This is a genomic window from Campylobacter sp. RM9328 (assembly GCF_012978615.1).
Window position 1 is genome coordinate 123,753 of the sequence record NZ_LIWF01000003.1, and the last position, 18,376, is coordinate 142,128.

Annotated in this window: 20 protein-coding genes; 4 read left to right on the forward strand and 16 right to left on the reverse strand. The window is 39.0% G+C overall.

From position 1 onward, the window contains the following. Nucleotide 1 precedes the first annotated feature (1 nt). Complete coding sequence (ciaB, locus tag CCAL9328_RS03150) at nt 2-1,840, reverse strand: invasion protein CiaB (protein ID WP_169999968.1); 1,839 nt, start codon at nt 1,838-1,840, stop codon at nt 2-4. 191 nt (nt 1,841-2,031) lie between these two features. On the opposite strand from ciaB, the gene CCAL9328_RS03155 reads away from it, so the two are divergent. From CCAL9328_RS03155 to CCAL9328_RS03165, 3 genes are read left to right on the forward strand one after another with little or no spacing between them, the layout of a single operon-like run. Then, entirely contained in the window at nt 2,032-2,643 is a 612-nt protein-coding gene (locus CCAL9328_RS03155) for a transporter (protein ID WP_169999969.1), read from the forward strand. Then, on the forward strand, nt 2,627-3,040 hold the full coding sequence (locus CCAL9328_RS03160) for an acyl-CoA thioesterase (protein ID WP_169937551.1): 414 nt from the start codon (nt 2,627-2,629) through the stop codon (nt 3,038-3,040). The genes CCAL9328_RS03155 and CCAL9328_RS03160 overlap by 17 nt, the downstream gene beginning before the upstream one ends. 21 nt (nt 3,041-3,061) lie before the next feature. Next, nucleotides 3,062-3,703 carry a Crp/Fnr family transcriptional regulator gene (locus CCAL9328_RS03165; protein WP_169937549.1) on the forward strand — a complete coding sequence of 214 codons (642 nt, stop codon included), beginning with the start codon at nt 3,062-3,064 and terminating at the stop codon, nt 3,701-3,703. 43 nt (nt 3,704-3,746) lie between these two features. On the opposite strand, the gene CCAL9328_RS03170 is transcribed toward CCAL9328_RS03165, so the two are convergent. The 15 genes from CCAL9328_RS03170 to CCAL9328_RS03240 all read right to left on the reverse strand — a co-directional run bounded on the left by CCAL9328_RS03170 (nt 3,747) and on the right by CCAL9328_RS03240 (nt 16,728). Next, nucleotides 3,747-4,610, reverse strand: coding sequence for a formate/nitrite transporter family protein (locus CCAL9328_RS03170; protein WP_169937547.1), 864 nt, complete (start codon nt 4,608-4,610; stop codon nt 3,747-3,749). A gap of 125 nt (nt 4,611-4,735) precedes the next feature. Further along, the gene (locus tag CCAL9328_RS03175) at nt 4,736-5,194 is read right to left on the reverse strand and encodes a hydrogenase 3 maturation endopeptidase HyCI (protein ID WP_169937545.1); all 459 of its coding nucleotides are present in this window, start codon (nt 5,192-5,194) and stop codon (nt 4,736-4,738) included. 67 nt (nt 5,195-5,261) lie between these two features. Continuing rightward, nucleotides 5,262-5,606 carry a formate hydrogenlyase maturation HycH family protein gene (locus tag CCAL9328_RS03180; RefSeq protein WP_169937544.1) on the reverse strand — a complete coding sequence of 115 codons (345 nt, stop codon included), beginning with the start codon at nt 5,604-5,606 and terminating at the stop codon, nt 5,262-5,264. Then, on the reverse strand, nt 5,603-6,427 hold the full coding sequence (locus CCAL9328_RS03185) for an NADH-quinone oxidoreductase subunit B family protein (RefSeq protein WP_169971866.1): 825 nt from the start codon (nt 6,425-6,427) through the stop codon (nt 5,603-5,605). The genes CCAL9328_RS03180 and CCAL9328_RS03185 overlap by 4 nt, the downstream gene beginning before the upstream one ends. 10 nt (nt 6,428-6,437) lie before the next feature. Continuing rightward, the gene (locus tag CCAL9328_RS03190) at nt 6,438-6,977 is read right to left on the reverse strand and encodes a formate hydrogenlyase complex iron-sulfur subunit (protein WP_169971865.1); all 540 of its coding nucleotides are present in this window, start codon (nt 6,975-6,977) and stop codon (nt 6,438-6,440) included. Further along, complete coding sequence (locus CCAL9328_RS03195; protein ID WP_169971864.1) at nt 6,974-8,710, reverse strand: hydrogenase large subunit; 1,737 nt, start codon at nt 8,708-8,710, stop codon at nt 6,974-6,976. The genes CCAL9328_RS03190 and CCAL9328_RS03195 overlap by 4 nt, the downstream gene beginning before the upstream one ends. 2 nt (nt 8,711-8,712) lie before the next feature. Next, on the reverse strand, nt 8,713-10,188 hold the full coding sequence (locus tag CCAL9328_RS03200; protein WP_169971863.1) for a hydrogenase 4 subunit F: 1,476 nt from the start codon (nt 10,186-10,188) through the stop codon (nt 8,713-8,715). 2 nt (nt 10,189-10,190) lie between these two features. Then, nucleotides 10,191-10,835 (reverse strand): hydrogenase 4 membrane subunit, encoded by a 645-nt coding sequence (gene hyfE / locus CCAL9328_RS03205; RefSeq protein ID WP_169937535.1) that lies wholly within the window; start codon nt 10,833-10,835, stop codon nt 10,191-10,193. 1 nt (nt 10,836) lies between these two features. After that, nucleotides 10,837-11,757, reverse strand: a complete 921-nt coding sequence (locus CCAL9328_RS03210; protein WP_169999970.1) for a respiratory chain complex I subunit 1 family protein — start codon at nt 11,755-11,757, stop codon at nt 10,837-10,839. Nucleotides 11,758-11,766: 9 nt separating this feature from the next. Continuing rightward, complete coding sequence (locus CCAL9328_RS03215) at nt 11,767-13,734, reverse strand: proton-conducting transporter transmembrane domain-containing protein (RefSeq protein ID WP_169999971.1); 1,968 nt, start codon at nt 13,732-13,734, stop codon at nt 11,767-11,769. A gap of 1 nt (nt 13,735) precedes the next feature. Then, nucleotides 13,736-14,299, reverse strand: coding sequence for a 4Fe-4S dicluster domain-containing protein (locus tag CCAL9328_RS03220; RefSeq protein WP_169937530.1), 564 nt, complete (start codon nt 14,297-14,299; stop codon nt 13,736-13,738). Then, complete coding sequence (locus CCAL9328_RS03225; protein ID WP_169999972.1) at nt 14,286-14,456, reverse strand: hypothetical protein; 171 nt, start codon at nt 14,454-14,456, stop codon at nt 14,286-14,288. Before CCAL9328_RS03225 ends, CCAL9328_RS03220 begins: the two co-directional genes overlap by 14 nt. Before the next feature lie 350 nt (nt 14,457-14,806). Continuing rightward, the gene (locus CCAL9328_RS03230; protein WP_169937526.1) at nt 14,807-15,220 is read right to left on the reverse strand and encodes a tetratricopeptide repeat protein; all 414 of its coding nucleotides are present in this window, start codon (nt 15,218-15,220) and stop codon (nt 14,807-14,809) included. Nucleotides 15,221-15,372: 152 nt separating this feature from the next. Beyond that, nucleotides 15,373-15,876 (reverse strand): chemotaxis protein, encoded by a 504-nt coding sequence (locus CCAL9328_RS03235; RefSeq protein ID WP_169937524.1) that lies wholly within the window; start codon nt 15,874-15,876, stop codon nt 15,373-15,375. An 87-nt stretch (nt 15,877-15,963) separates the two neighbouring features. Further along, nucleotides 15,964-16,728, reverse strand: coding sequence for a DUF4198 domain-containing protein (locus tag CCAL9328_RS03240; RefSeq protein WP_169937522.1), 765 nt, complete (start codon nt 16,726-16,728; stop codon nt 15,964-15,966). A 206-nt stretch (nt 16,729-16,934) separates the two neighbouring features. Between CCAL9328_RS03240 and purB the strand changes: the two genes are divergently transcribed. Beyond that, complete coding sequence (gene purB / locus CCAL9328_RS03245; protein WP_169999973.1) at nt 16,935-18,281, forward strand: adenylosuccinate lyase; 1,347 nt, start codon at nt 16,935-16,937, stop codon at nt 18,279-18,281. Nucleotides 18,282-18,376: the final 95 nt, after the last annotated feature.

Below are 18,376 nucleotides of genomic sequence, written 5' to 3' on the forward strand. Positions count from 1 at the left end.
TTTATCCTAAATTTTTAACTTTTTCTTGCCATTTTTCCCATTCGCCACTTGTATCAAGCTCGTTTCCTATGGCTTCATAACGTGCATAAAAATGCTCTACAAATTTGCGAACTTCACTATCTTTTGGCAAATAAGTAGCGTCGTGTTTAACACAAAATTTAGCTAAAAACTCACCGGCTTCATGTTTATTTGCATAACAAGTCGCAAGTTCTTCGTAGTTTTTAAGACATAAAATTTTAAATCTCTCATAGCCTTGTTCGCTAAAATCAACACTAAGCTTTGTATCTTTAAATTCTAAAACTTTGGCTTTAAACAAAAGATTTAAATGCACTAGCCCTTCGCAGTAATAAGCTCTAACTTCGCCAACGTTTTTCCATGCGATAAGTCCTACTGCGCGTGCGATAAGCTCGTGAAAAACGGACATTTTATATCTCTCATCTTCGTGATAGAAGAAATTTACAAGTCCGCCCGTAGTCGCCTTATACTCTTCGATAAATTTAAAAACACCACCTTTGTTCATGATATTTTCCGTATCAGTATCGATAAATAAAATATGACCAAATTCATGTCCGATGGTTGAAATTTCATATACTTTTTTCCAAATTTCAGGCTTTAAAAATAAAATTTCACGCCCGAAATCCAAAAATTCCTTACTAAAAATTTCACTGCTTAGCTTCATAAACGGCTTTGCTTTTGCGCTTTCGTATACGTGATTAACAAAGGCAAAAATTTTCTTACCGCATTTGGCGCTTACACTTTCGTCATTTGGCACGACTTGTGCACTAAAAAGTCCGTTTAGCTCAGCACCGTAGTAGATCATCGGCACACTAACATAAAGCTGTGTGCGATTAACGTTTGCCTTTACTTGTTCGTGCATGCGTTCGTTTTTAGCACCTATACTTTTGCTTACTTTTGAGTATGTTTGTAGAATTTTTTGTTTAAATTCCTCTTCGTTTACGGCTGTGCTATCAACCAAGCGTATATCCCACTCAAGTGCAACCGCGTGTGTGTAAGCATCTTCGTAGTATTCTAGAGGATGACCCGGTTGAAGAGGTGATTTAACATCCATCCAGGCGATCTCTGCTTCTTGCCAGGCCTTTATCGTTTTATCGTTTTGTTGTTCGCAAAAGGCATCTCTTAGCTTTGAAAAATACCTTATATAAGCTTCATGTTCGTCGCTGTCATCGCTTAAATTTTTTAAGTTTTGTATCAAAATTTCAAACTCATTTTTAACGTTTTTAACCTCGTTTTCAAACACAACCGCATACGGCGCAAAGCTGAAATTTTCGCCATTTTGCACCACTGCGCCGTATGTTCTGTCTGCCTTTTGACCATTTTCATCAAGTTGAAAAAGTCTATTTTTGTCGATAAATTCAGCCGCTTGAGATAAGGAGTTAAAGCGCTTGTCAAATTCCTTGTTTGTTGTGTTTAAAATTTTATCTTCCCAGGTTATCTGCCATGCGTTTAGGGCTAGACCTATGTCGTGCATGCCTTTTGTTAAAGCGATATAAAATTTATCTAAAATTTTTTCGCTTAGAGCCTGAGAGATAAGCTCTTTGTGTCTTTTTTCATAAATTTTACGCACAAAGTTAAACATTGCGATTTTTATTTTAGCTATCTCATCTTCACTTTTTCCTAGCTTTTTTAACTCATTTTCAAGCGGATCTACTTTTAGATCGATTATCCTTCTTGCAACTGCCATACGCTCGGAACCACTACCTTTAAGCGCACAAATTTCAAGCGCTTCATCTATGAGTTTGTTGTTTAAATTTTTATAAATTTCATTTAGTTCAAGTTTTTTTTGAGCTACTATCTCGTTTAGTCTTTTAAAATTATTCATTTATTCTCCGTTTTTATACCTAGGTTATCATGAGTTTTGTATAAGCAAGATCACGCCGTGAGCCTTAAACACCTCATTTTGCCGATAAATTCGTATTTTATCATAAAGGGGTTAAATTTTTATAGTTTTAAAGATTAAATATTGTAAAATTAACGTTTTTTAGGAGGATATGTTTGGGTTCGGTCTTTAGATTGATTAAGATTTTTGCAATATTTTGCATCTTTTGCTTGACGCCTGTTTTGTGCTTATATGTTGATTTTTTCGTATTTAAGCTAGAAAGTATAGGCGAAATTTCTCTTAGCGAGATAACTCAAGAGATGATTTTGCTTATAATATGTGTCATTTATGCGATGTGCATTAAAAATAAAGCGAAATTTCATAGATTAAGTGTTTTAATTTTTGGGTTTTTCACTACCATGCTCATAAGGGAGTTAGACGCATTTTTTGACGAGATAAGGCATGGAAGCTGGATTTACCCCACACTTTTGGTCGCTATTTCTAGTATAGCTTATGCGTTTAAAGATCCAAAGCATTTAAACGATGAGCTTGAGCGTTATTTAAAGACTAGATCTTTTATCGTAGCGCTTTGTGGTTTAACGGTAGTGCTTGTGTTCTCGCGTGTTTTTGGCACAATGTCGTTTTGGATGCATGTCCTAAACGATAAAAATATGGCATCTCTCGTAAAAAATACGGTGCAAGAAGGACTTGAACTTTTTGGCTATATTTTATGCTTGATGTCTGCTGTTTTATATGGAAGGTATGTATTAAAATTTAATAAGGAGCAATATGCAAGATTTAAGTAAATTCGGAGAGCCCCGTATCAAGCTTGTGGCTTTACCAAAAGATACAAACTCGGCAGGAAATATATTTGGCGGTTGGATAATGAGCCAGATAGACTTAGCCGGGGCAACCGCGGCCAGAGAGATATCGCCTGAACGTGTCGTAACGATATCGATGCAAGAGGTGATATTTAAACAGCCTGTTTTTATAGGTGATGTGGTTAGTTGTTATGCTAGGATCATAGAGGTTGGTAATACTTCTATAAAAACAGAGATAGAAGTAACAGCACTTAGGTTAAACGAAAACGGTTTTCGCGAGTGTGTGCGCGTAACAAGCGCTATAGCAACCTATGTAAGCGTAACTAAAGACGGACATAAAAAGCCGATAGATCCCGAGCTTAAAAAGCTTCATGGATTTTAAAAGCACAGTATCGGAAGACAGATGAAGCAAACTCGCCTTGGACTTTTAGACAGCAAGAGTTTGTCTTTTTTGTCTTCGGGCGAGCTTTTGAATTTCGAGCATAAAATCCTATCAAAAGGAAGTATGCTTTATTCTGACGATCTAAAGATAGTGATACTAAGAGAAGGCTTGGCAAAAATTTCATTCTTGGAAGAGGGTGAGGAGTTTATACTCTACCAGGTTCAAAAAAATAATATTACTGTCTTAGATCCAAGTTGTGCTATGGAAATTTTAGAAGATAACAGCGAAGTTTATCTAATAAGTGTTGATAAATTTGAGCCATTGCTTGATAATTCTGAATTTGCAAAAGCCTACTACCAAAATATCTTAAACATAATGCTCTTGCAGCGAAAAGTGATAAAGTCTATACTCTTTGAAAATGCAAAGGGAAGAATAGCGCATTTTTTAATAGAGCTTGCAAAAGAGCAAGACTTAAAACAAAACGGGTATTATTATCTGTTTTTGCCATTTTCTTTAAAGGTTTTATCATCGTTTGTGGGACTAAAAAGACAAAGTGCATCAACAGCGTTTAACGAGCTTGTAAAAGATGATATCATCCGCAAGATAACACCTCATGAGTTTTTGATCATAGACTTTGAAAAGCTTCAAAGTTACGTGATATAGCCAAGACCCGCTTTTACACGAGCCTTGTCTTAAAGGAGGGTTATTATTTATCTTTTTTCATTTCAAATTGATTAGCCATAAAGCCTACAAGCCCGACGAAAAATAGCCCACCCACTATATTTCCAAGCGTAACGGGAATTAAATTTTTAATCAAGAAATTTTCTACATTTAATTCCTTAAGCCCCTCTATACTAACTCCGTGTAGGAAGTGAGAAAGCTCATTTAAGTCCCCGCCAAACTGCGCTAGATAGTGGCTTTTTGCTATCAAGGCTTCCGTGATGATAAACATATTTGCCACGCAGTGTTCCATAGAACAAGCCACAAATGCACCGATCATCCACATAATCGCAAAAAATTTGCCCGATAAGTCGTTTTCACTTGTTGCAGTCCAGATAGACATGCAAACAAAGACGTTGCAAAAGATACCTCTGATAAAGAGCTCGTGAAATGGTGCGGTTATTTTGCCGATACCTGACGGTATGAAGTGTTGGAGTATGTAACCGTCGTATTTTAACGGCAGTCCGGAGTAGTAATACATATAAGCTATAAGAGCGCCGCCTGCAAAGTTAAAGAGCCAAACTATCGTCCAGTAATATATCGTATGTCCAACATTTAGCTTGCCCTCGTATGCACTTACACCCGATAAAACGGAGCTTGTAAAAAGGTGACCTCCGTAAAACACTACCATCATAAGACCGCAGCTAAACGTTATGCCACCGATAAAATTTGATAAGCCTATCGACTGGTTTTCAGCCATTCCGACGGTTGAGTGTGCCCAAAATATATCACCCATAGCAATAGCCGCTCCAGCCATTATCGACATGAAGATAATGGTATAAAGAGGCATATGCGCCTTATGTTCCATTGAGCCTGACACGGCTTTTGCGGTATCTGCAGGACTTAACATCTATTCTCCTTTTTATTTTATGTTCTTTGATATCACGATAAAGTTGTGAACAAGAACCTTTTGTTTTTAACTACAAATTTATAAAACAAAAGTATAAAGACCAAGATTGCTACTTGCAATCAAATTTAACCCAAATCCGCCTCATTTAAATTCACATCAATTTCTAAAATTCGCTCAAAAGCCCTTTGTGCCGAGGCTTTAGCGCTATCACTTAACCCCTCCTTAAAATCAATTACATTTTCAAGAAGCACATTTATGCCTAAAAATATCGTTTTTTCACAGATGTTTCTAAGATAGCTTAGTAACACCGGAGTCGGGAGATTGTGCGTTGAGTAGATGTAGTCTCTCTCATCGCTTAAATCAAAAAATTCAACCCCGCTATCCTTAAAACCACTCATCGCATCGACTACGATGATGATATCCGGAGCAAATTCTCTGATATCTTTAAAGCAATCCTCGGGCACATCCTCTCCGTAAAATACTCTCCAGCTTGGAGAATTTGCCTCTATGATGCGTCCGACTTCGTTGCCCACGTCATCATCTCCGCGTAGTGGATTTCCTATGCATAAAAGTGCTTTTTTCATTAAATTTCCTTTTGCTTACTTCTTAATACGCTAATTAAAACTTGCTTGCAAAGCATAAATTAAAAAGCTAGAAGTCCTTTCTTATGACCAAATAGCCTTCACGTAAATTTGATAAAATTTCTTTTAAGCTACATTCGCAAAGCTGAGGTATTAACTTTGCGGCGTGTTCTCTAAAAATTTCAACTTCAAAATACTTACTTAAATTTCCTATCTTAAATTTAACGTATTCGCCGGAATTTTTTATAATTTCATCAAATTCCTCTTGGCTAAGCTCACCGACTTTCTCGCTAAAGTCTATCGTCCCAACACCGTGTCCAACGCAAGTTGAAAAGAGCTTAATGTCCTTAAGCTCTTTTGGCATCTTTTCGTTTTCGTCCATGTGTCTTTTTGTGAGTTTGTAAATTTGTATCATCTTTTATCCCAAACTTCTTTGTTAAAGTCTATTGTATGGCTTGGATCGGCGCTTGCGTATTTTATATATACGCTATTGTGAAGTCTTGCCATGCACTCTGCATATCTTGGGTCTTCTTCACGGTGGATAGCCTCTATCATAACTTTAGTCGTGACATCTGGGTTTTTTACATCGCTTGAACCTTTGATAGCTTGCATGTATTTAGCAAAGAGTTCGCGACCAAATACATAACTCATAAGCCGTTTTGCTTCAGCGTGCAAATCTCGTTCAAAAAGTATGTCGCCCATTATGGACTTTTCTACTTGCGGTGCTTTTGTCGTGTCGTTTTCATAGCTTTTTTTCTGTAATTTTTGATCAATTATCCCAAGTGCCATGCCAAGCCCATATATCACACCTGCCGGGTGAGGAGGACAGCCCGGGATATATACATCAACCGGTAAAACTTTATCTATACCGCCCCAAACACTATATGCATCGTGAAAAATTCCTCCGCTACTTCCGCATGCGCCAAGAGCTACTACTATCTTAGGATCAGGAGCGGCTTCATAAGCGCGAAGAAGAGGATAATACATCTGTCTTGTTACTGGGCCAGTGCAAATGAGAATGTCGGCGTGGCGAGGATTTGCGACTAGTTTAAAACCAAATCTCTCTGGATCCCACATAGGTGTGATCGCTGCAAAAATTTCTATCTCGCAACCGTTGCAACTTCCGCAGTCTATACGATAAACACTAAAGCTTCTTTGGATATTTTTTAAGTGCTCTAGCTTTGCGGTTAGGTCATTTGCGTTTTTTATATCTTCAGGAACTTGATATAAACTCATCTTATCCCCCTTACTTCACTATCATATCAACGCCAGTGGTTAAATTTTTAACCGCCGTCGCTTTTTTGCATTCGGGACAAATTTGTAAATACTCTTTTGCCTCCTCAAATCTACCGGGCAATAAATTTGCCGTTTCTAGCTTTTGTGCTGCAAAGTCTATAAGTCTTTTTGGCGTAAAAGGCTTGCCGCAACATTTGCAAGTTTGCATCTCAAGTTCGCCTCTTTGTATAAGTGCGCTTTTATCAAATTTAACGGCTAGTTCAAAACTATCGCTAAGTCTAACCGCACCTGTAGGGCAAACCTCGTCGCAACGACCGCAAAATATACATCTAGCGCAGTCAAACTGCCAAATTAGCCTATCTTGCGTATCGTTCATCTTTACCTCGATCGCATTACTCGGACAAGCTATGCCACAAGCCGCACAGCCTATGCAAAGCTCATATGTATAGTGCGGCTGACCGCGGAAATTTGCATGAACTTTATATGGTTCAAATGGATAAGCGTAAGTCGCTTTTCCGTATTTTTCAGTGATGTCAAAAAGCTTCATCATTTTAAATCCTTTTTGCTAACCCCGCCTATTTGGCAGAATTTTTTAAGGTCTTTTTCCGTTAGAATTTTACTTTTTTTACTCCTAACATCAACTAGCGTCACACGTTCGGTGCATGAGTAGCAAGGGTCAAGCGAGCAAACGATAAGTGCCGCATCGGCTATATTGTTGCCCCTAAATTGATATCTTAGGCTTGGCCAGTTGTTATAAGTGGCGGCACGACATCTCCAGCGGTATACTTTTTGTGCGCTTCCTTGCATGATCCAGTGGACATTTTCACCGCGCGGTGCTTCGTCATGACCTAGGGCAAAATTTTCCGGTCGTATCATGGTTTTAGGATCTATCATGATAGGAGTTTGAGGCATTAGCTCAAAGCATTGGCGAATGATACTAATAGACTCTTTTAGCTCTTTATATCGCACCATCTCACGACTAAATACATCGCAACCATGCTCTACGGCTACTTTAAATTCTAATTGCTTGAAGAAGTCGTAAGGATGATCGTATCTGTTATCGCGCTTAAAGCCGCTTGCTCTCATGTTTGGACCAACGGGGCTAAAATCCCTTGCTACTTGACGATCTAAAATTCCAACGCCTTTCCAACGTCCTATCTGACGTTTATCTTCCATGACGGCATCCCAAATTTCATCTATTTGAACTTCGAGATTGTTGATTATTTCGATAGATTTTTTGATCTCGTTGTTTGTCATATCGCGCCTTAAACCGCCCATGATAACGTTGCCGTAAGTCTTTCTACCTCCTGTTACAAGTTGGGCTAGCTCCATGGAGTATTCGCGCACTCTAAATATATGCATGAAAGCGTTATAGTTGCCGGTAACCTCGCATGCTAAGCCGATATTTAAAAGATGGCTGTGAAGACGCTCGATCTCAAGGCAAACTACGCGTATAGCTTGTGCACGAAGAGGAATTTCAAGGTTGATCGCCTTTTCTGCAGCCTCTATGCAAGCTATCGCGTGAGCGTAACCGCAAATTCCACAGACCCTCTCTGCTAAGTATCCCATTTGGTCGTAGTTCATGCGGTTTTCTGCTAGTTTTTCCATACCTCTGTGTTGATAAAACAGGCGGTAGTCGGCGTCGATTATCTCATCTCCGTCGCAGAATAACCTAAAGTGTCCGGGCTCGTCACTTGTTACATGAAGTGGTCCAAGCGGAACATCAACTACGCTATCTCCGCTAGGAAACAGAAATGCAGCATCAGGCTCGTCTTGATGGGCAACTGGATCTGGTCTGTAACGATAGTCCATCGCATCTTTGCGAAGAGGATGAAGTCCGTCCGGCCAGTCGTCGGCTAAAACCAAACGTCTTTTATCAGGAAGTCCCTCTGCTATAAGGCCAAACATGTCAAAGGCTTCTCTTTCATACCAAACACATGCAGGAACATGTGGAGTAACGGACGGAAAAGTCGGATCACTTGCAGGGATAAGCGCCTTAACAGTGATAAAACACTTATCTTGGGCTGCAAAATCATCATCTTCGCTCATCTTGCCGCCTTCCATTGAAATAGCGTAATAAAGTGCGAAGTTACCGTTTATCTCGCGCTCGTCGTTTGGTATCATTGTGCTTAAAAAACCGCCTATGTCATAATAAAGCGTTTTTACGGCAAGAGGCAGGTCATTTCTATCTACCAAGACCGTTACTTGGTCATCTGCTTGACGTGTAACCTCTAGCACTTTTACTTTCGTTCTTAAAATTTCTATAAATTTATCGCCACGCATCCTCAACCCCTCATTAAAATTTTGACACCGTTTTCAACCAAGGTGTAAAAGCTATCTACATGCCATACGCCAAAAACGATGATGAGCACACAAAGTGCAATAAGCGGTAAATTTTCCATTAAGCTCATCTCTTTTGCATGAACAACCACATCTTTTGGCTCGCCAAAACTCGCCATGTTAAAGTGTGAAAAGTCAGCTATAAAAATGATAGCAAGAGCGATAGCAAAAAGTCCTACCGCTATGAATTGACCGCTTGCGATAGCGCCCTTAAAGACTAGAAATTCGCTAACAAATATCGCAAACGCAGGCACGCCTACTAGCGAACAAACCGACGCACCAAAAAGTATCGTCGTGATCGGAGCTATCTTTATCATACCGCCCATTTTGCTCATGTCTTTATGACCATAAATTCTTGCGATATTGCCTGTTGAACAAAATGCTAGCGCCTTAGTGAAGCTGTGAGCTAAGCAGTGAAATATCGCTGCAAATAGACCAAATTCTCCGCCTATACCAAGGGCAAATGCTATAACGCCCATGTGAACTACTGAGTGATAAGCAAACATTCTTTTTACGTCATGCTGTCTAATTAGAAAAATTCCCGCTACAAAAAGCGTGATAGTGCCAGAAACTAGCATAACACTTTGAACAAACTCAAAGCCAACTGCTTCAGCCGTAACTGCATAGTATCTAAATAGCGCAAGCATGGCGCATTTTAAAAGAACACCTGAAAGTAGAGCCGAGATAGGCGCAGGGCCTTGTGCGTGAACATCGGGCAACCAGGTGTGAGTTGGAGCAAGTCCGGCTTTTGTTCCAAAGCCTATTAGTGCAAAGATAAAAATAAGCTTTGCAGCATCGCCGTTTAGGTCTTTGGCGTGATCCATTATGCTTGTCCAAAGCATAGCGTGCTCACCGTTGCCGATATTTGAAAAGGTTGCTGAGTAAAGTAATACCGTAGCATAAAGCGCAAAGGCAAGACCGATAGAGCAAAGCACTATGTATTTGTATCCGCTTTCGGTTGATTTTTGATCTTTGTGTATAGCAACCAAAAACACAGAAGCTAACGTTGTAGCCTCTATAGCCGCCCACATAAACGCAACGTTATTGCAAATAACGCTTAGACTCATTGTAAATACAAATACATGGCTAAGCGCATAGTATTTTTTAAGATCGCATAAATTTATATGACCCTCTTCAAATTCCCATTTCATATAGGTTGTAGAGTATAAATTTACTAAAAATCCAGTAACTGCTATAAGCACCAAAAACACGCAACCTAAACTGTCAAGAAACAAAAAGCTATCATAGCTATATAGTGTTTCTCCACCAAGCACCTTGCATACATTAGCAAGCAAGACTGCTGAGGTTATGGCTGAAATTATCACATGAAGTGTGCTTAAGATCCCGAAATTCTTAGGACTTAAAAATATTATCAATGCACCAAGGAGCGGTAGGATTAGTATTAAAGTTAAACTGTCCATCTTTAACCCCTTAAATTTGAAGCTTTAGAAGTATCAAGGCTGTTGTAGGCTTTGTAAAACCTAACCGCTAAAATACTCATTATAATAACCGCGAAGATCGCGTCCGTTAAGATACCAAGCTCAACTAACTCGTGTGAATTATAAGCCATAAGCGCAAGGCTTAAATGGATACCGTTTTCAAACAAGCAGTAGGCTAAAATTTGTTTGATAAATGAATTTCTAAGCATAAAGCCAAAAATTCCCATCATAAACACTGTTCCAGCCGCTATAAGCAAAATTTCTTCTTTTATAAGAGAGAATTCTAAAAAGATATTATGTATGCTCATGGCAATGGCAAGGCTAAAACCCATCGCTATAATCGGACTTACGAAAAATCCCCCTACAGGCTCGTCTTCACTTATTACATTTAGCTTTTTTATAAGCCAAAACAAAATAGCCGGAACAAAAATAACCTTTGTAAAAAAGGCTACGACTGCCCAAGTGCTAAGTTGTTGTGCGCTAAATTCTGACGCAAGTAGGAAAAATATAGTAACCAAAAGCAGAGTTTGCACGGCATAAATCGCCACCGAAGCTTTTAAATTTCTAAGTCCAAATACCGCTAAAGAGGTTACGATCATGCAAATCGCTAAAAAGTCTATCGTTGCCATCTTAAGCTCCTACTATATAAAGTGTTAGTGCTATAAAAGAAATAGCAAGTGCCGCTAGAGCGTTTTTGCGCATGCTTGAGGTCATTCTAAAACGAGGACCGAAGTTGTCTATAAAGACGGCTGCTACGTAAAACACTCCTGCTTTTAAAACAAAGATGATCAGCGCCAGGATAGGGTTGTTAAAATTCCATGGTTCAAATATCGTTAGAAACAAACCTATCATTGCGAATTGTTTTAATATAAGCGCGGCTTGAACAAGCCCTAAGTCGCTACCGGCGTATTCGCCAAGTAAGCCCTCTTGAAGCTCTTGTTCGGCTTCCGCTAGGTCAAACGGCTTTCTGCCCGTTTCAACATACATACACCATAAAAATGCTATCGAAGCAACGGCAAAGCTTGGAATTTGATATCCGATAGCTCCTGTTTTTACAAGTTCTTGTATGGTTACTAAATTTGAAGTGCCTGCAGCTAGCATGACAACTATAAGACACATTATCATAACAGGCTCGACATAAACGCCAAGCATCTGCTCTCTGCCGCCACCTGTTGCCGCAAACGGGTTACCGCTATCCATAGAGGCTGCACCAAATACAAAACGAAGTAGTGCTTCAAGATATATGATGACAAAAATATCTGAATACGCACCATATCCCATGTTTTGATTATAAGTTATAGGTATGGCGGCAAGTATTGCAGCCGAAGTTGCAAATAAAAAGAACGGAGCCCATCTGAATACCCAGTGAGAGCATTCAGGCACTGTTCTACCGCGTTTGAAAAGTTTTATAATATCGCGATATGTTTGAAATATATCGCTACCTTGTTTTGACTGGAGTTTGGCTCTTAGTTTTCTTGCCATGCCGTCAAATAAAGGAGCGACCAAAACGATAACCACGACTTGAAGTATCATTAAAAGTATAGTTTGCATCTTAGCCCCCTAAACCAAAAAATAACCGATGGCAAGGATAGCGCATAGATAAATTAGTATATAAAGCGCATAAACATTTGTGTATCCACTTTGAACTATACCGATCTTATCGGCTATCTTTTTGCACCACTCGATGATAGGGTTATATATCAGTCCCCACCAAATATCTTGCGGGTGATTGTGATACTCTACCGGTGAAAAATATCCGTGTGAAAAGACTTTTTTATGTCCTTTAAATAACCAATCCATAATCTTTCTAAGATCACCTGTAAAAGGACCGCCTGTCATTTGCATACGTGAGCTATACTTAAAGCCACAAGCCCAAGGGTCTGTCTCTCTAGGGGTTGTTCTGTTTGCTTTCATTATGGCAAGTATTACAAAAGGAAGTATCATGGTTGAGCCAAGCACTATAGCTATAAGCGGAGTTGAAACATAACTTCCCATAGGAGAAACTATAGCTGTTGAGCCCAAACTCGCGTCGTATCCGCTAACGGTTATTGAATTTACAGCTTGCATTATATAATCAACTATAACATTAGCTCCTAAGCCAAAACCAACACAACCTATCATCAAGATAACCATGCCAAGCACCATTCCTGTTGGACTCTCTTTTGCGTTATCCCAAATTTTCTTATCTCTTGGGGTTCCTGCAAATATTACCGCGTAAAGTTTTAGGTGCATACCGACTAATACTCCGGTAAGTGCTAGTGCGACTACGGCTAGAGTAAATGAATACCTTACGATAACTCCATCGCCCATTGCGCCTTGAAGCATACCTTGATAAGTAAGCCACTCTGAAACAAAGCCGTTTACAGGAGGAAGAGCGGCAATACCCATAATACCTATGAACATACCAATGCTAGTCCAAGGCATCTTTTTGGCAAGTCCACCAAGCACGTCCATATCTCTTGTATGTGTAGCATGAAGTACCGATCCCGCGCAAAGAAACAGCAAACCTTTAAATATAGCGTGGTTTACTACGTGATAACAACCGGCTAAAAATCCTATCGCTGCCAAAGTCGGGTTAGAAGCCGCTACACCGTAAATTCCTGTGCCAAGTCCTAGCAAGATGATACCTATGTTTTCTACTGAGTGGTAAGCAAGAAGGGCTTTATAGTCGTGTTGGCAAAGAGCATATAAAACGCCAAATAACGAACTTGCGGCACCAAGGAGCAAGATGGTAAGACCAAAATATGTGCTAAGCGGTAAAAATAGAGTAAATTTAACAAGCGTAAATAAAGCCACTTTTATCATAACTCCGCTCATTAGAGCAGATACGTTTGACGGAGCCGCCGGGTGAGCAAGAGGGAGCCATACGTGAAACGGCCACATACCAGCTTTTGAGCCAAATCCAACCAAAAAAAGTACGAACGTAACAACAGAGGCGGTAAATGGCATACTAAAGTTTACCCACTCGCTAAATTCCGCACTTTTGGCGTAATAAGCGATGATAAGCAAACCGCATGTGATACAAAACGCACCAACTTGCGCTATACCAAGGTATATCATAACCGCTCTTAGCGTGCCTTTGCCGTCATTTACTAGGATCAAAAATGATGATATAAGCGTCATAAGCTCCCATAAAACGATAAAGCAAAAGACGTTGTTTGCGCTGATAACCAAAAGCATAGATAAGATAAATGTGCTAAACAAGCTAGCAAAGACTCCGACATTTGCTTTTTTGATGTATTCTTCCGCGTAGCTCATGCCGTAAACACTGCTTGCAAAACCGATGAAAACAACAACAAAGCTAAAGAAATTTCCAAGCGGAGTTAGCGCAAAATTTGGAGCGTATAAGAAATTTCCGCCTAAGACGAAGCTATCGCTAACGCCCATATTGTTTACAAAATGATACATTGCATAAAAACAACTTAGTGCACTTAGTCCAAAGCCGACCTTGACGGCTAGTTTAGGCGCATAATAAAGACATATGCTAGCAATCGCACTAACAACAAATAACATATAAACAGTTATCATCTCACGCCTCCTGTAAAATTTTTTGCATGAAAGCGTCGGTGATCTGAGAAGTCGCTCTTTTGCCTAGTTTGTGATTGCCGTCTTTTGGGCTTATCATCAAAAGCGCGCTTGTCGGACAGACTTCAACGCAAGCCGGTCCTCCCTCTCTTCCGTAGCACATGTCACATTTTATGGCGATATTTTTCGCACCTGCTTGAGACTCTACCTCAAGATAATACTTAGGCTCAACTGCGTAATTTACCGAAGGCATTAGCTCGGCATTTGAAGTGATAGCACCGTAAGGACACGCGATAGTGCATAGCTTACAGCCTATACATATCTCTTCGTGAAGCTCGATACAGTCATCGTTAAACCTAAGTGCTCCCGTAGGGCAGACATTTGCACAAGGTCCATCGTCGCATTGGCGGCATTGTGTCGGCATGACACCTGCTGCTTGACGAAGAACTGCCAGTCTTGCTTTAGAGAGTTTGCCTCGCTCATAAGCGCTTTTAAAACAGGCTGCCATGCATGTGGCGCAACCTATGCAGCGCTTATAATCGGCGATTACAAATTTATGCTGCTTCATAAATCCTCCTAGCACCGACATCGCTCGTTTCATCGAGTTTTTGTCTGTTTGATTTTAGATTTTTGTTAAAAATCACACCAAAAATAGATGAAATTTCATGCTCTATACTGAAAAATTTTTTTAATTTAAATTTATCAGGATAAAACCTAGTTTTCATCTTATTTAACCCCTTTCTATTAAATTTTCATGTCATTTTATATGAATTTATAGAAAATTACTGTCAGCTATCTGACATATTTTGTATTTTTTATACTAATATTGTTAATTTATATTATTTTAAGATAGTAAAAAATTAATACTTATTTTGGCTTTTTATCGAAGAAAATATTGATAAATTTAAATTTAAGATATATTGGTCATGTGTATTTTTTGTATATATGAGCATAAATTTCAAGTAAATTCTTAAAATAAAAATTTACTTTTTATTAATAAAAATATTTTTAAGTTTAGATATAAAATTTTTAAATTTAAAAGGATTAAAAAGAGCCGACATGGGTCGGCTAAGAGTTATTCGTTAGGAACTAAAGCAAGGACATCGCAAGCTCTTTTGCTTCCTAGCTTGCAGGCTTTTTCAAGTGCGGCAGCTGAGAGGTCAAAGCTATGTTCGGTGCCGTTTCCTTGCAGATATTTTACCGATAGCTCGTAGCATGCTTCGCTACTTCCTTGTTCGCACTGTTTCTTAAACATCTCGTATGATCTAACTACGTCTTTTGAGATACCAAGTCCGCGTCCTAGCATGTCGGCTAAGAAAAAGCAAGATACTCTATCGCCAACGTAGCATTTTGCTTCAAGTGTGTCGGTAACGACTTTGCAGGCGTTTTCGTTGCTTTTTGTGATACAGCTTGTTAGACTTTGTTCGAAATTTTGGTTTGCGAATGCACTAAGTGATAAGAAAACGAGAGTTAGGAGGATTTTTCTCATATATGTCCTTTTTGTTTTATTTTTTTGCGATGATAGCACTTTTTTGTTAATAAAACGAAAAGTAACCGTGGTTAATCATAGCGTAAATTTTGATTTAATATTTAAATTTATCCTAGCTAATCGCAAGCAACAATCAGCCTTAATGCGCTCTTTTAATTAAAAGAACAAGCCTTTTCTTCTGAAATTTTACCGCCAAATTTAAGCTCCATAATCAAAACAAGAGTGTAGAAAATTTTCTCATCGTTTATCTTTGCTATCTCTCTTAGGGTTTGGGACTTGTTTTTGATATTTACTTCGCCGTTTTTTATGGCGTTAAACAGTTTATCCTCATCAAGTTCCATTTTTTTAGCAAGTTCTACGATCGTGTAGTTTTCAAGTGCTTTTATTAGCCTGTCCATGTTGCAAAAAGATGGGTTTTTACTAGCGCTTGCAAGGTCGTAAAATTCGTTTAGAATTTTTATGAGCTTTTTTCTATTGATGATGATATGAGGCAAGATAATAAAACCCAGTGTAAAGCCTAAAAATTTATGAGCCGTAGTCAAAGTATCGCTATACTCGCCAAGGCTAAATTTTACCCCGGAATATAGCAAAAAACAAACGGTAAAAAATATCATGAAAACAAGTGCAAATTTGTAAATTATCTTAAATTTTATCATTGTATTTCTCGCATATAAATTTAAGATATTTTACCAAAATGTGATAAATAAGCCCGCCATTGTAAAAATTTGACGGGCTAGAAGTTGTTATTTGTCTTTTACCTCAAGCGTAAGAGTTGCAAGAAGTATCTCTTCATCGCATTTGTTTTGATCTTTATAGTCTCTCTCGTGAGTTGCTTCAAGTAGCCATTTTCCGGGTCTTAAAGCTACGATCTCGATGATACCTTTTAGATCTGTTGTGCCGGAAAATGCGTGCTTATCTTGTAAAAATCCATCAAAAGTTCCGGTAACTTTGCCGGTTTTTAGCGGCTTGCCCTCTAAAAATACCTGCACTTTAAAAGGCTTATCTACTTTAATATCTCTTGGATCATCAAGCGGGACTATCTCGATAGTTTGACCGATAGGCTTGTGGATAAATTCGTCTTTTTTATCGCCAACGATCACGATTTGTTTGGCATTCATCACGGCAAGCTCGCAAAATGCGCTATTTTTGACGTTGTCTTTAGTGCCGTCCATGTGCCACTTGCCTTCACTGTCTTTTGTCCAAAACGTAGGTTTATAATCCCCAGCTAAAACATAGCTTCCGTTTGCTAGTTTTGAGCCTTGAAATTCGTAATTTGCTCCGTTTTGTTTTAGCTCGCTTTTTTCACCGCCGCTTTTAACTATATAAAGAGGATTAAAGAGTTTTACTCTATTTTCGGGGATGGCTTCAGGTTTTGGAAAGTCGTGTCCATAGCCGATATGAGCATTAAATTTATCCTCATTTGTTCCGCTTACCCAAAAGTCATGCGCCAAAACAGAGCAAAAGAGCCCACCTGATAATAAAATAGATACAGCCTTACTTAACTGCATAAGTTCCTCCTATTTTGAGAATTAAAATCATAATAATATCATATATTGTTTGAATAAAGCTTAAATTTTTGTATTTTTATAACTAATCCATCTTTGTAAATTTTATTTAATATTACTTTCTTATCGGTCAGTTTTTGTCCGCACACTCGGTTATACTTTCACTAAAGATTTGCAAATCACAACAAAATCAACCTAAGGAGTATAAGATGGCTTCAAGTAGTATAGACAGTAGAGTTTTTGGGGTGCTTTTTGCAAGCGAAGAGATGAAAAAAATTTTTAGCGATGAAAATCGTGTGCAAAAATGGCTTGATACAGAGGCTGCGCTTGCTCGTGCACAAGCAAAGCTTGGTATCATTACCGAGCATCAAGCAAAGCAGATAACAAAATTCGCAAAAGCCCAGTTGCTTGACATCGACGCGATAGGTGAAAATTATAAAAGTTCTATCACGATCGTGCCACTTTTGAAAGAATTTAAAAAGGTTTTTGACGATGATAGCGGTGAATTTGCGCATTGGGGTGCGACTAGTCAAGACATAATGGATAACGGTATGGTGCTTCAAATTCGCGAAGCTCACACGCTTTTAACAAAACTTTTAACAAAAACTTATAATGAGTGTTTAAAGATCGCTCAAAAATACAAAAATACCGTTATGGCTGGCCGTACTCACGTTATACACGCACTTCCTATAACATTTGGCTTTAAAGTCGCCATGTGGGCACAAGAGATAAAAAGAAGCTTAGAGCGTCTTGAAGAGATAAAGCCGCGCCTTTTTGTCGGTCAGCTAAGCGGTGCGGTAGGAACTATGGCTTCTCAAGAGGGAAAAGGTTTTGCGATGCAAGAACTAATGTTTGCTGATCTTGGATTAAATGTTCCTGTGATCTCATGGCATCCAAGTCGTGATCATATAGCTGAATTTGTTAGCCTTGAGGCGATCATCGCAGGCACTATCGGACGTATCGCTAGAGAAATTTTAAGCCTGCAGCGCACTGAAATTTGCGAGGTTGAAGAGCCGTTTTTTATGGGTAAAGTAGGAAGCTCTACGATGCCGCATAAGCGCAATCCTCAAGTTTGTGAAAGTGTTATCGCTCTAACTCGCATAGTGCGTACTCAAGCTCCTTTGGCTGTAGAGGTTATGGGGTGTGAAAATGAGCGTGATTGGGGTTGCGAGGCTGTTGAGTGGGATATCGTGCCGCACGCTTCTGTTTGCCTAGCTGCTGCACTTGAAAAACAAAACGATATTTTAGAAAATCTCATCGTCTATCCTGAAAATATGAAACGAAATTTGGACGCTTTAAAAGGTGCGATGTTAAGTGAAGCCGTCATGCTTCATCTTGGGGAAAAGCTAGGGCGCCTAAGTGCTCACGAGATCGTATATGAAGTTTGTATGAAAGCTTTTACTGACGGAAAACCTGTGATAGATGATCTTTTAGAGCGTGATGAGGTGGCAAAATACTTTACAAGAGCCGATCTTGAAAAGATAATGAATCCGGAGCTTTATGTGGGTGAGAGTGCGGCTTTTGTAGATCGTGTGCTAGCTGATAGTAAAAAGTAATAATCGCTCCCTTTTAGAGGCTCTTTGCGAAGTTGTAAAATTTTTGGCTTGATGAATAAATATTTTATTTACACTAAAATTTTACTACACACTAG

Excerpts from the sequence above, each read along its gene's own strand:
- ciaB (WP_169999968.1), bottom strand. The coding sequence starts at position 1,840 with ATGAATAATTTTAAAAGACTAAACGAGATAGTAGCTCAAAAAAAACTT.
- CCAL9328_RS03160 (WP_169937551.1), top strand. The coding sequence starts at position 2,627 with ATGCAAGATTTAAGTAAATTCGGAGAGCCCCGTATCAAGCTTGTGGCT.
- CCAL9328_RS03165 (WP_169937549.1), top strand. The coding sequence starts at position 3,062 with ATGAAGCAAACTCGCCTTGGACTTTTAGACAGCAAGAGTTTGTCTTTT.
- CCAL9328_RS03170 (WP_169937547.1), bottom strand. The coding sequence starts at position 4,610 with ATGTTAAGTCCTGCAGATACCGCAAAAGCCGTGTCAGGCTCAATGGAA.
- CCAL9328_RS03175 (WP_169937545.1), bottom strand. The coding sequence starts at position 5,194 with ATGAAAAAAGCACTTTTATGCATAGGAAATCCACTACGCGGAGATGAT.
- CCAL9328_RS03180 (WP_169937544.1), bottom strand. The coding sequence starts at position 5,606 with ATGATACAAATTTACAAACTCACAAAAAGACACATGGACGAAAACGAA.
- CCAL9328_RS03185 (WP_169971866.1), bottom strand. The coding sequence starts at position 6,427 with ATGAGTTTATATCAAGTTCCTGAAGATATAAAAAACGCAAATGACCTA.
- CCAL9328_RS03190 (WP_169971865.1), bottom strand. The coding sequence starts at position 6,977 with ATGATGAAGCTTTTTGACATCACTGAAAAATACGGAAAAGCGACTTAC.
- CCAL9328_RS03195 (WP_169971864.1), bottom strand. The coding sequence starts at position 8,710 with ATGCGTGGCGATAAATTTATAGAAATTTTAAGAACGAAAGTAAAAGTG.
- CCAL9328_RS03200 (WP_169971863.1), bottom strand. The coding sequence starts at position 10,188 with ATGGACAGTTTAACTTTAATACTAATCCTACCGCTCCTTGGTGCATTG.
- hyfE (WP_169937535.1), bottom strand. The coding sequence starts at position 10,835 with ATGGCAACGATAGACTTTTTAGCGATTTGCATGATCGTAACCTCTTTA.
- CCAL9328_RS03210 (WP_169999970.1), bottom strand. The coding sequence starts at position 11,757 with ATGCAAACTATACTTTTAATGATACTTCAAGTCGTGGTTATCGTTTTG.
- CCAL9328_RS03215 (WP_169999971.1), bottom strand. The coding sequence starts at position 13,734 with ATGATAACTGTTTATATGTTATTTGTTGTTAGTGCGATTGCTAGCATA.
- CCAL9328_RS03220 (WP_169937530.1), bottom strand. The coding sequence starts at position 14,299 with ATGAAGCAGCATAAATTTGTAATCGCCGATTATAAGCGCTGCATAGGT.
- CCAL9328_RS03225 (WP_169999972.1), bottom strand. The coding sequence starts at position 14,456 with ATGAAAACTAGGTTTTATCCTGATAAATTTAAATTAAAAAAATTTTTC.
- CCAL9328_RS03230 (WP_169937526.1), bottom strand. The coding sequence starts at position 15,220 with ATGAGAAAAATCCTCCTAACTCTCGTTTTCTTATCACTTAGTGCATTC.
- CCAL9328_RS03235 (WP_169937524.1), bottom strand. The coding sequence starts at position 15,876 with ATGATAAAATTTAAGATAATTTACAAATTTGCACTTGTTTTCATGATA.
- CCAL9328_RS03240 (WP_169937522.1), bottom strand. The coding sequence starts at position 16,728 with ATGCAGTTAAGTAAGGCTGTATCTATTTTATTATCAGGTGGGCTCTTT.
- purB (WP_169999973.1), top strand. The coding sequence starts at position 16,935 with ATGGCTTCAAGTAGTATAGACAGTAGAGTTTTTGGGGTGCTTTTTGCA.